Here is a 12247-nt window from a genome sequence, read left to right on the forward strand (position 1 = left end):
ATTTAATTTCATCGCAATTTTATTGGCAGCAAGCCCCCACCTACATATTGGGAGGAAATGAAGGTGGGGATAACTACCTCACAAGCTAACAGCCAAATCAACTACCATTCAGTGGGGGGAGAAAGAAACCCCCCACTTAAAATGAAGTTTACCTGTTAAATAAGAAAGTAACTTAAACTTCATGACATGCTACAAAATGGCCATCTTCAATTTCACGCCATTCAGGAACTACTGTCTTACAATGCTCCTGTGCTATTGGACAACGGGTATGGAACGGACAACCTGTTGGGTAGTTGGATGGATTGGGTAACTCGCCTTTAAGCATAACTCGCTCTTTTTTTCTACCTGGAATTGGGCGAGGAATTGCAGATAAAAGCGCTCTTGTATATGGATGAAGTGGGTTTTCATATAATTGTTTTGACGATCCTAGTTCTGCAGTTGCTCCTAGATACATAACCAGGACTCTATCACAAACATGTCTAACCACTCCCAAATCATGTGAAATGAACAAGTAAGTAAGTTGATGTGACTCTTGGATTTTTTTTAAAAGTTTGATGATCTGTGCTTGAACAGAAACATCTAAAGCTGAAACTGCTTCATCACAAACAATTAAAGAAGGGTTTAAAGCTATCGCTCTGGCAATACCAATTCTTTGCCTTTGTCCACCACTAAATTCATGGGGATATCTTTCATAATGTTCTTCTTGCAAACCTACTTCAACTAGTAACTCTCTCACCCGTTTTAGTCTCTCAATTTTTGGTAACGTTGTATGAATAATAAAAGCTTCTTCCAAGGCATCACCAACTTTTTGTCGTGGATTTAGTGAAGCATAAGGATCTTGGAAAATCATTTGCATTTCTTTTTTAAATTTTTTAAGTTTACCTTCAGCTAAACCTCCGATTTCTTCTCCGCGAAATTTAATAGAACCGTCGGTAAGCTCTTCCAATCCCAAAATAGTTCTTCCGAAAGTCGACTTTCCACAACCAGATTCACCCACAACACCTAAAGTTTCACCTTCATAAACATCAATGCTAACGTTCTTTACAGCTTGCACGTTACCAGTAGTTCGTTTTAAAATTCCACTTTTTATCGGAAAATACTTTTTTACATTTTTCACTTCAAGAAGGGGTTGCTGTTTTGTCATGGGTGTTCACCTCCTGTAACCAACATTTTGATTGATGACCTTCTGAGACAAGAAAAGAAGGTGGCTTTTCTATGACACATTTCTCTGTCGCAAATGGACAACGTGTATGAAATCTACATCCTTCAATTTTTTCACTTAAATTTGGTAGCATTCCAGGAATGGATTCAAGTTTATGTGTTTCATCGTCAACATTAGGTACGGAAGCAAGTAAACCTTTCGTGTAAGGGTGTTGCGGATCATTAAATATTTTTTTAACATCCCCTATTTCAACCACTTCACCTGCATACATTACCATTACTCTATCTGCTATTTCAGCTACTACTCCCATATCATGGGTTACAAAAATAACACCCATATCCATTTCTTTTTTTAGGTCATCAAGTAAATCTAGTATCTGCGCCTGAATCGTTACATCAAGTGCTGTTGTTGGCTCATCTGCAATTAATAAAGACGGTTTACAAGCTAAAGCCATTGCAATCATTACGCGTTGACGCATACCACCACTTAATTCATGTGGGAATTGCTTTAACTTTTTAACTGGATCAGGTATTCCTACTTGTTCCAAAAGGTCTACTGCTTTTATATTCGCTTCTTTTTTATTCATATTTCTATGAATCATTAAAGGTTCCCTCAATTGGTAACCTATGGAAAACAAAGGGTTTAGTGCTGTCATCGGTTCTTGGAAAATCATTGACATTTTGTTTCCACGCAATTGTCTCAATTCTTCTTCTTTCTTTTTGGTCAGTTCCTCATTATTAAATAGAATGGATCCTTCTGCAATTGTTCCATTTGAAGGGAGAAGTCCCATTAGAGAAAGAGAAGTGATACTTTTTCCACAGCCTGATTCTCCTACTATACAAAGAGTTTCGCCTTTATTTACTGAAAAAGATATCCCACGAACAGCTGAAAGATTGCCTTCAGCTGTTCGAAATTGGGTTACCAGATTATCCACTTGAAGTAACTGTTCCATTTTTACCCTACTCCCTACTTACATTATAGAGTGACCATGTTCCTGTTGGATCTAAATCTAAGCCTTTCACACTCTTGTCATATGCAGCAGATACGACACCATGATTCATAGGAACCCATACTGCATCTTTAATAGCTAGCATATTTGCTTCATGAAGTTTTTGTAACCGAGCTTCCTGATCAACTAGTGTACGAGATTGATCTACCAATTTATCAAACTCTGGATTGTTATAATTCATACGGTTTGACGAACCAATATTATCTGAATGTAAGTTTGGATATAATAATTCACTACCATCAGCAGTACTATTTGTCCATCCTAAGAAGGTCATTTCAAAATTACCTTGTGCGGTTGTATCTAAGAAAGTCCCCCATTCCATTGATTCAATTGATACATCTAGTCCTACTTCGTTAAGTTGAGATTGTACAATCTCAGCCATCTTCATATAACTACCCGAATTTGATGCTAATAGAGTAATCTTTTGTCCTTTGTATCCATTATCTTTAAGAATCTCTTTTGCTTTTTCTGGATCATACTCGTACCCTGCATCTTTTGCTTCTTCTTTATAACCAAAAACTTTTGGACCAATAATGCTGTCATTTTGAACACCTAAACCGTTTAATTGTTTTACATATGCCTCTGTATTTACTGCATGTGCAATTGCTTTACGGAAATCTTGATCGCTAAACGGTTCCTTATTCATATTAAATCCTAGGTAGTAAACAGGTGTTCCTTCTTTTGTTTGAACTTCTACAGTTTCGATACTTTTAATTCTAGCTAAGTGTTCAGCTGGAATCCCATCTATAAACTGTACTTCACCCGTTTCTAACATAGAAACTGCAGTAGAATACTCTGGAACAACTTTCATTGTTACTTTCTCGAGTGCAGGTTCACCTTGCCAATAGTTTTCATTTTTCTTTAATGTAACGTGGTCACCTTGAACTCTTTCTACAAATTCGAAAGGTCCCGTCCCAACTGGATCACTCATGATGTCTCCATCTTTATCAGCAGTCGGACTAACAATTGATGCATTTTTATGTGATAATGCAGCTAATAATGGTCCATAAGGATATTTAGTTTTTATAACAACCGTATACTCATCTTTAACTTCTACTGATTCAATTGGTTCTAATAACGAAGCACGAGGTGCAGCTCTTTTTGGATCCATGAACTGATCAAATGTATACTTTACCGCTTCTGCATTGAAATCAGTTCCATCCTGGAATTTAATACCTTCTTTAAGCTTGATAACCCATGTATTTTTATCTGGATTCTCATAGGATTTAGCCAAAAGTGGTTCAATTTCCATAGTCTCTCCATTACGTGTAAATAGTGTTTCGTAAATTTGCCCAATCATAGCAGTCGAAACAGAATCATTTGTATCAATTGGTGACAAACCAACAATATCTGATGTTGCAGCATAGGTAATCTCTTGCTTAACATTTTCCCCTTTAGCACTACCATCAGTGCTACTATCACTACTAGGCGAGTCTCCGCTACACCCTGCAACAGCTAACAATAACAAAACCAACATTGAACTAAATAGTACTTTCATTTTACTTATTTTCATTTTCTTTCCTCCTGTGTTAATTATTTAAATCCATGTTAGGATCTAATGCGTCACGCAATCCATCACCAACAACATTAAAAGCAAATACAACTAGCATTATCGCAACTCCCGGAACAATGGTCATATGTGGAGCAGTCCACATAAAGGCCTGTCCAGCAGCTATCATGGCTCCCCACTCAGCTGTAGGTGGTTGAGCACCTAACCCCAAAAAGCTTAATGCTGAGGTAGAAAGAATGGATGTTGCCATTCTCATTGTCGCGAATACAATAATTGGTGCCATGCAATTAGGTAATATATGTTTAATTATAATCCTACTATTACTTGCTCCAAGTGACTTCATCGCTAGTACATATTCTTGCTTCTTTACAGAAAGTACACTTCCTCGGACAATCCTGGCACAACCAGGTATTGACCAGATGCTAATTGCGATTATTACATTTACAATGCTCGTACCTAGCATCGCTATAATTAGCATAGCAAGTAGAATACCAGGAAAGGCGAATAATAAATCCACTATTCGCATAATAATTCCGTCTAATTTCTTATAATAACCAGAAAGAAGACCTAACGTAACCCCACCAGCTAATCCAATAACAACCGATATAAGCCCTACAAGAAGTGATAATCTTGCTCCATAAACCAATCTGGACCACATATCTCGTCCATAGTTATCAGTCCCTAGCCAGTGCCCCTCAGAACCTATACCCAACTCAGATTTCGCTAAATTTTGGTCTACAGGGTCATAGCCTACTAACAGTGGTGCAAAAATTGCCATCAATATCTGTATGGCTATGATAGATAAGCCAAACACTGCTAACTTATTTTTTACTAACCGTCGCATAATTCGAACAAACGGTTTTTCTTTTTTCTTTTGCTTTATTGCTTGGTCAACTACTGCCTCAGAAGACATACTATTTACCTTCTTTCTAATCGTAACTAATCCTTGGATCAATGATTGCATAAACAATGTCAACTATTAAATTTACAAAGACAAACAATCCTGCTACTAAGAGAACAGTTCCTTGTACCATTGGAAAATCTCTCGCTGCAATTGCATCGATCAATAGACGTCCAACACCATTAATTGCAAATACCTGTTCCACAATTATGGTTCCACCTAATAATCCACCAAAGTTCATCCCAATCACTGTGATAACTGGTATCATGGCGTTTCGTAGTGCATGAATCCAAATGACATTTCTATGTTTTACTCCTTTTGCCTTTGCAGTTCTTATATAATCAGCGTTAACTACCTCCAGCATGGTAGATCGGCTCATTCTAGCAATCATTGCAGCCGAAGCAGTACCTAGTGTTATTGCGGGCAAGATAAGATGCTTAAAGCCCTCTATTGTGTAGAAAGGTTCACTAAGTCCTCCTACGGGAAGCCATCTGAGCTCTACACTAAAAAATAAAATTAGCATCGTACCCAACCAGAAGTTTGGTATAGAGATTCCACCAAGCGCAAATGTAGTACTAGATACATCAAACCAGGAGTTCTGTTTAATAGCAGAAATAATTCCGGCAGTAACACCAATAATTACCGCAACGATCATACTAGCGATTGCAAGATTTAATGTATTAGGAAATCTTGTAATAATTGCTTCTGTTACTGATTGGTTTGTCTGGAAAGAATAGCCAAGATTCCCTTGGAATACACCCATCATGTAATCAAAATATTGAACTAAAACTGGTCTATTCAGTCCCAAATCTGCTCGAATAGCTTCTAAATCTGACTGACTTGCTGTTGGTCCTCCAATGATGGTGGCTGGGTCGCCTGGGGCAATATGCATGCTCATAAATACAAGAAATGAGATACCCAGTAATAATAATACCAACTGGAACAACCTTCTAACTATTAATCCAATCACTTTATCCCTCCTTCAATTCACTATATTAAAAGTTTTCAAACTGTTTGTTAAATTACTAATATGTTACATAATTTAAAATTGAAAGTCAATAGATTTTTCTACAAAAGTAAGATAAAAGTGTTAAACCACTTACATAAATGTGGAATTTTTATGTAAGTGGTTTCTTTTTGTCTAACTATTACTAATAGTTTATAAATTATTTTGTCAGTATTCTTATTTTTGTGATAGTATAAAAGTAATCAAAATTATGTAATTTTTTAGGGGAAATTAGCTATGAAATATGATGAAGTTGATAGAAAGATAATTGAAGAACTAGTTAAAGACGGAAGGTTATCCTATGTTGAATTAGGGGAAAAAGTGGGTTTTTCACGTGTGGCCGTTAAGGATAGAATTGAAAATTTAAAGGAAACTGGAGTAATTGAAAACTTTACAGTGGTTGTAAACTCTGAGAAATTCGGTAAAAATGTGTCAGCATTTTTCGAAGTAGATGTAGAACCAAAACAACTACAGGAAGTGGCCCAAAACCTTGCTGACAATCCAAGTGTCGCAAGTGTCTATCAAATGACTGGCCCAAGTACATTACATATGCATGTTCTTGTAGAAGACTTCAAAATGTTAGAAGTGTTCATTAACAACGAACTATATGCTGTGGAAGGAATAACTAGAGTAGAAAGCTCTATATTATTGAAAAGATTTAAAAGTCGAACAGGTTATAAGTTATAGTGAATTCACCCTGTGCATCGACCTCACTAGTCAAATTCCACTTGGTCGCTAGAAGAAATACCTGTTTGACTTAAACAAAGTTGGGTAAAAAGCGAGCCAGCAAATTAGATGAAAATCAAATTTGCTGGCTTTTATAGTTAACTATTACTTTAATGAACTGGATTGGTATTAATTAATAGGATTTTGCCGTGATCTAATTTCTCTTCCAACTCATTCGCTTCATCTTGAGGGAATCCGAGCTCTTTAAATTTAACACGCAGCTCGTCTCCTTTTTTACGAAACATATTTCCCACCGATTCAGTGATTCCTTCTTCTTTCATACCAACTTTGTTAGCATCTACCTTATCTGCAACTCGATCAGTCCGGTCGGAGTCATGAGAGACCACATATAAATCGCGTGTAGAAACACCTCGTTCAGACAGCATATTTACCTCGTCCATTAATTGCGTATCATCCTGAAATTCTTTCACTATTGGTTTCACTATAATCTCCTCCTTAAGAATAATTTTATTAAGATGAAGAGTTTGAACACTTGCATCTTAGTAGTAATTTTCCCATTCGAGTCGATTAATAAACCATCTCATTCAGTTAGATAACTCGGCTTATCGCCAAGCCTTAATGGCGAAAGCCCTAGTTCCACTTATGGAGTAAGAAAGGATTTATACTTTCTTACCTGCCAAAAGAAACACATTTCTATTCATTCAGTCCCCAGGCAATCTCATCTAGCCCAGCCTGTTTTAGCAGTTGGTTGGTTTTGGAAAAAGGCTTGCTTCCAAAGAAACCCCGATGTGCAGATAATGGACTTGGGTGTGGGGCATGAATCAAATAATGTTTATCGGTATCAATAAGATTTTGTTTCTTTTGTGCGGCGCGTCCCCACAAAATATAAATAACTGGTGTACTTTTTTCATTCAAAGACGAAATCACTTTGTCCGTGAAATTTTCCCACCCCATTCCTCGGTGTGAGTTGGCTTCTCCCGCTCGGACGGTTAACACAGTATTCAACAGTAACACACCCTGCTTCGCCCAATTGGCCAAATATCCGTCCTTAGGCATGTCACTTCCAATATCAGCTTGCATTTCTTTAAAAATATTTCTTAAGGACGGCGGAATAGTAACATCAGGTTTCACTGAAAAGCTCAAACCATGCGCCTGATCCGGTCCATGATAAGGATCCTGACCAAGAATAACAACCTTCACCTGATGAAAAGCTGTGTAATGAAGTGCATTAAAAATATCATCCATCTGAGGATACACAGTACGGGTACTATATTCCTCTTTCAAGAATTCAAGCAATTCCATGTAATACGGTTTTGTGAATTCCTCGTTCAATAACTTTTTCCAATCATTATCCAGAATTTTGATTGACATTCCGCACTCCCTTTCGTAAAAACCGATCACAAAATAGGAGTAAACAAAAGTTTGCTCCTATTCAGAAGTATTCATCACTGATTAGAATTTTTTCTTATCAATTTCTATTTTAGTCTAATACTTTATGCTATTTTATACCATAATCTATTAAACATACTTTAAACTTCCATTTCTAACTCTTCTACTCTTCCCTCAAAATATTTAACATCTTTTTTTGCATTATAACGTTCAGCTTTTTCAACTTTCACTGCAACACTATATTGAGGGATTCCAGAAGGACCATCGTAAATACCTTTTGGAATCAAGAAATTTCCTTCTGGGAAATGAAGACCGACATTTCCCTTTGCAATTTCCGCAAAATTAGCTTTTCCCTGGAAGGTACCGTGTTGGTTATAAACTACAACTGGTTCTCCGTTTGTGATATTTAATTCCTTGGCATCCTTCTCACTCATTAATACATCGTAACGACCAGCGCCGTTAAGTGGATCTGTTTTTTTGTAAACCATAGAGTTGAACTGTTTTCCACGACGAGTTGTAATGTAGAATGTTCCTTCTGGCTTATTAAGGCTAGGAATATCAACTGAAATCAAGTTTCCTTTCCCATCAGGAGTTGGACAAACTCCACCTTCGCACAACCATGCACCACCCCATTGGAAAACATCACCTTGATTTTCCATATATTGAACTCCATCGTAATCTTTATTTGCCAATGCAATCTCATTTCTTATAGCTTGACCGTCTTTAAAATCTACTAGATGTGCTGTTTCTGGTTTTACCCTTTTAGCAAGATCGATGTAGATTTTCCATTCTGTGCGTGCTTCTTCAACCACCTGTTTATTACCTTTTATTTCAGGAGAGAAATAAACCATGCGTTCTGTCGATGTAGATGTACCTCCACCTTCTTGTTCATAACGAGTTTTTGCTGGAAGAACAATAACTGCTTCTTTTGCATCAACTAGTGTTGAAGTATTAAAAATAATATCTTGGTGAACCCGAATTTCTAATTCAGACAACGCTTTTTCAATAAATTCTGGGTTTGGCATTGTTTCTAAGAAATTTCCACCACTCATATAATATAATTTTAGCTTTCTATCATTATCATTGGGTAGCACAACATTCTCAAGAGAAACTCCAACAATATCACCCTGCCACTTTGGCAGTTCAAAATTCCATATGTCTTCTATTCTATTAACATTTTCCTTGTCCCAGCCTCCACCAGGAAGAACAAATGGATCTGCTCCCATTTCACCAGATCCTTGAACACTAGAGTGACCACGGAAAGGCATCAAACCAGCATGTTCGCGCCCTATGTGCCCACGGAGTAGTGCAAGGTTAGCAACTTGCGAAATGTTGTCAGTTGCAAACGAGTGCATAGTTAAACCTAATGCCCAAGCATATACCGCATTTTTGCTATTAGCTAACAACTCAGACAACTCAGCTATTCTTTCTTTTTCTACTCCTGAGGATTTCACAATTTCTTCCCAAGTTTGTTCTTCGACTTTAGCTTTAAGCTCCTCATAATCATTAACATGCTCTTGCACAAATTGATGATTAATTGCCGAACCAACTGCCTCTTCTTCCATTTCAAACCAATGTTTCATGATCCCGTGCATTAAGGCTATATCTCCACCAATGTTTACTTGATAAAAATCATCTGCAATTTTGGTACCGAACAATGCAGATTCAGCATTTGAAGGAACCCAGTACTTATCCATCGCCGGCTCTCTATATGGGTTAATAACAATAATCTTTGTTCCTTTTTTCTTAGCTGCTAGCATGTATTTAGTTGATACAGGTGAACTGTTTGAAGCAACAGAACCCCAAAACAATAGCACATCAGTGCCGATCCAATCCTGATAGTTTGAACTACTCGCTCCAATACCTACTGAACGTTTAAGGGCTGTTTTTGAAGGTGAATGGCAGATACGAGAAGCATTGTCAACATGATTTGTTCCAAGGAATCGAGAGACCTTTCCAGCAACATAGTAAGATTCATTGGTAATCCCTCTCGAAGTCAAATAAAACCCATATTGTTTCGGGTCAAGCTTTTTCATCTTTTCAGCAATCATATCCATCGCTTCATCCCAATCAAGACGTGAAAACTTTCTCTCCCCTTTTCTCCGAATCAGTGGGTATGGGATTCGGCCTAACTGACGCAGTTCTGCGCTACTATATTTCTTTAGTTCATCAATATCTGCATGAACCAACTCTTCATCCATTGCTGGCATTGTACTAAGACGCAATACATTCAAACGAGTTGTACATATATGAGGACCTTTTAGTGTTTGGTCTTTAAGACCTGAAACTCCTAGTGCACATCCGTCACAAACACCTTTTGTAAGAATATTTTTAGCGTAATTTAAATTATCCTTATTTTCCCACATAATTTTCATCGTGTCTCTTATGTGTTTGGGTTTTACCTTTCCTAAACCAAATGGAACTGGACTCACCCAATGTTTAGGTGCAGGTACTTTAGATATTTTAATAGGTCCTTGGTGTTTTGTTTCTCCCATATTTTACTCACTCCTTATAAAATTAACTACTTTATGCGCAAACTAAGAACAAAAGCGCAAGCATCCGTTTAGAAGAGGGCTGACTTAGACTGCACGTGTTCTGTATCATCGTCTGCATAACCTGACTCCTGGAAGCCACCGTATGACCTGTGCCCACGCAACGTTGGTAGTTAGATGTTGCCACCCAAATTGGTACCTTAATTATGCACATCCTATGAAATTTCAAAGAAAAAACCACCGCAAATTCCACAAGGAAAATAATACGGTGGTTAAGTCTTAAGCAGGGTCGCTACTAAGTGCCAAACCTTATTGACGATATTTTTCTTCTATATTTTCATCAAATATGAAGATAGACATTCCGAAGTCGCGGTCAATATCAATATCAACAAACAAATCTACATATTTACAACCTAAGTAATCTTCCATTTCTACAGGAGGGTTTTTTCTGTACATTTCTTTCACCATTTCTGTTCGTGCAGCTCGAAGCACTTGCTTTCCTTCATTTGCGCCTGCGATGAACCTTTCTACTGGCGATAGATTACCCTCCATCTCGCAAATAGCCCAGTTCTTACAAAATGTTGTTGTAATTTTGCTAGGACCTTTACCCATATGTTTTTTTCTAAAAGAGCGAACAAGGTTACTGAATTCTGCCTCATACTTATTCACGGGTGTCCTCCTACCTAAAACAATAACTAGCCTACACTTTCTCCAAACTCTATTAGTTGGTTTAAAGACTATATATTAGCTTGCTAAACTTTTAGCCTCTTCAGTACTAAGTAACTGTAATTTTTTGATGTCTTTGCGAATAAAAAAAGTAATGATTAAAGCAATAATAAATAATCCTGCAAAAAACGTCAAGCTTGTAGAATAACTCCCTGTTGTATCCTTCATCCATGCGGCAAACATCGGTCCTGCTAAACCGGCAGCTGCCCATGCAGTTAAAATGTACCCATGAATTGCACCAAGCTGCTTTGTCCCAAATAAATCCCCGATGTATGCTGGGATTGCAGCGAACCCTCCGCCATAACACGTATAAACAATTGCAAGCATCACTTGGAAAAGTATTACTGATGTTGTAAATGGTAATACCGCAAATATTACGATTTGTATAGCAAAAAACGTCGTATAAGTATTTGTTCTTCCTATATAGTCGGAAATAGAAGCCCAACCGATTCTACCTAAACCATTAAATAATCCAAGTACACCGACAAGCGCTGCAGCTTCTGTAGCAGTAAGACCAATACTCTCTTGCGCAAGCGGCTTTGCAGCAGACAGAATTGCAATACCACACGTAACATTGATAAATAACATTACCCATAAATAATAAAACCTTGATGTTTTTATTGCTTCGTTAGCTTTGAGTTGTGATAGATCTTGTTTTAACATGGATTTTCCGTTTTCTACTTTTTCTTGAAATCCTGCTGGAGACCAATCTGCCGGCGGTTTTTCCAAATACAAGGATGAGGCTACCATAACAACAAAATAAGCAACTCCCAAAATATAAAATGTTTCAGCTGTACCAACTGATTGAATTAGTGAATTCATAATTGGACTACTTATCGCTGCAGCAAAACCAAATCCCATTATTGCTAAACCAGTTGCTAATCCCCTGCGATCGGGGAACCATTTTACTAGAGTAGAAACCGGAGCAATGTAACCAACTCCTAATCCAATCCCTCCGAGTACACCATAAAAGATGTATAATAATGGTAAAGAACTCATATTTACAGCAAACCCAGATCCGAATATTCCTACTCCAAAAAATGCAGCAGCTAGAAGTCCTGCTTTTCTTGGGCCGTACTTTTCAACAAAATGCCCTAGAAATGCTGCAGATAAACCTAAGAATAAAATTGCTATACTAAATGTCAATTGTACTTGTTTAGCTGACCAACCAAACTGTTCAATTAATGGGTTGGTAAAGTTACTCCAGGCATAAACAGAGCCTATTGAAATATGTATCCCTACAGCCGAAGCTGCAATTAACCATCTGTTTTTTACTTTTTGCATCTTTTCCTCATCCTTTTTTTGTGTTTTTTCAAAACAAAAACCGTTAATCTCCAAATAGAATACATAACTAATGTACTCATA

General features: G+C 37.3%; 11 protein-coding genes. 1 reads left to right on the forward strand and 10 read right to left on the reverse strand.

The features are described from left to right. Positions 1-172: 172 nt before the first annotated feature. From ACOI1D_RS04525 to nikB, 5 genes are read right to left on the reverse strand one after another with little or no spacing between them, the layout of a single operon-like run. Positions 173-1144 (reverse strand): ABC transporter ATP-binding protein, encoded by a 972-nt coding sequence (locus ACOI1D_RS04525; RefSeq protein ID WP_422499575.1) that lies wholly within the window; start codon positions 1142-1144, stop codon positions 173-175. Beyond that, positions 1119-2114: an ABC transporter ATP-binding protein gene (locus ACOI1D_RS04530; protein ID WP_422499577.1), complete on the reverse strand. Its 996-nt coding sequence runs from the start codon at positions 2112-2114 to the stop codon at positions 1119-1121. The genes ACOI1D_RS04525 and ACOI1D_RS04530 overlap by 26 nt, the downstream gene beginning before the upstream one ends. A 7-nt stretch (positions 2115-2121) precedes the next feature. Next, positions 2122-3684, reverse strand: coding sequence for a glutathione ABC transporter substrate-binding protein (locus ACOI1D_RS04535; protein WP_422499578.1), 1563 nt, complete (start codon positions 3682-3684; stop codon positions 2122-2124). 16 nt (positions 3685-3700) lie between these two features. Beyond that, on the reverse strand, positions 3701-4594 hold the full coding sequence (locus ACOI1D_RS04540; protein ID WP_422499614.1) for an ABC transporter permease: 894 nt from the start codon (positions 4592-4594) through the stop codon (positions 3701-3703). Positions 4595-4610: 16 nt separating this feature from the next. Beyond that, a complete protein-coding gene (gene nikB / locus ACOI1D_RS04545; protein ID WP_422499580.1) occupies positions 4611-5552 on the reverse strand; it encodes a nickel ABC transporter permease in 942 nt (313 codons plus the stop codon). 273 nt (positions 5553-5825) lie between these two features. Here nikB and ACOI1D_RS04550 point away from each other — a divergent pair, with 273 nt between their 5' ends. Continuing rightward, complete coding sequence (locus ACOI1D_RS04550; RefSeq protein ID WP_422499581.1) at positions 5826-6275, forward strand: Lrp/AsnC family transcriptional regulator; 450 nt, start codon at positions 5826-5828, stop codon at positions 6273-6275. A gap of 149 nt (positions 6276-6424) precedes the next feature. Here the strand turns inward: ACOI1D_RS04550 and ACOI1D_RS04555 are convergent, their stop codons facing one another. The 5 genes from ACOI1D_RS04555 to ACOI1D_RS04575 form a co-directional block, all read right to left on the reverse strand. After that, positions 6425-6757 (reverse strand): general stress protein, encoded by a 333-nt coding sequence (locus ACOI1D_RS04555; protein ID WP_422499582.1) that lies wholly within the window; start codon positions 6755-6757, stop codon positions 6425-6427. A gap of 211 nt (positions 6758-6968) precedes the next feature. Beyond that, positions 6969-7640 (reverse strand): uracil-DNA glycosylase, encoded by a 672-nt coding sequence (locus ACOI1D_RS04560; RefSeq protein WP_422499615.1) that lies wholly within the window; start codon positions 7638-7640, stop codon positions 6969-6971. Positions 7641-7804: 164 nt separating this feature from the next. Continuing rightward, positions 7805-10159 carry an FdhF/YdeP family oxidoreductase gene (locus ACOI1D_RS04565; RefSeq protein ID WP_422499583.1) on the reverse strand — a complete coding sequence of 785 codons (2355 nt, stop codon included), beginning with the start codon at positions 10157-10159 and terminating at the stop codon, positions 7805-7807. A 306-nt stretch (positions 10160-10465) separates the two neighbouring features. After that, positions 10466-10825: a DUF2294 domain-containing protein gene (locus ACOI1D_RS04570; RefSeq protein ID WP_422499585.1), complete on the reverse strand. Its 360-nt coding sequence runs from the start codon at positions 10823-10825 to the stop codon at positions 10466-10468. A gap of 75 nt (positions 10826-10900) precedes the next feature. Continuing rightward, the gene (locus tag ACOI1D_RS04575; RefSeq protein ID WP_422499617.1) at positions 10901-12214 is read right to left on the reverse strand and encodes an L-lactate MFS transporter; all 1314 of its coding nucleotides are present in this window, start codon (positions 12212-12214) and stop codon (positions 10901-10903) included. Between the last annotated feature and the right edge of the window lie 33 nt (positions 12215-12247).

This window comes from Virgibacillus sp. DJP39, from assembly GCF_049310925.1.
Lineage (GTDB): Bacteria > Bacillota > Bacilli > Bacillales > Amphibacillaceae > Virgibacillus_F.

What these genes read in the sequence shown, in the direction of transcription:
- ACOI1D_RS04525 (WP_422499575.1), bottom strand. Translation starts at nt 1,144, where the DNA reads ATGACAAAACAGCAACCCCTTCTTGAAGTGAAAAATGTAAAAAAGTAT.
- ACOI1D_RS04565 (WP_422499583.1), bottom strand. Translation starts at nt 10,159, where the DNA reads ATGGGAGAAACAAAACACCAAGGACCTATTAAAATATCTAAAGTACCT.
- ACOI1D_RS04535 (WP_422499578.1), bottom strand. Translation starts at nt 3,684, where the DNA reads ATGAAAATAAGTAAAATGAAAGTACTATTTAGTTCAATGTTGGTTTTG.
- ACOI1D_RS04530 (WP_422499577.1), bottom strand. Translation starts at nt 2,114, where the DNA reads ATGGAACAGTTACTTCAAGTGGATAATCTGGTAACCCAATTTCGAACA.
- ACOI1D_RS04550 (WP_422499581.1), top strand. Translation starts at nt 5,826, where the DNA reads ATGAAATATGATGAAGTTGATAGAAAGATAATTGAAGAACTAGTTAAA.
- ACOI1D_RS04540 (WP_422499614.1), bottom strand. Translation starts at nt 4,594, where the DNA reads ATGTCTTCTGAGGCAGTAGTTGACCAAGCAATAAAGCAAAAGAAAAAA.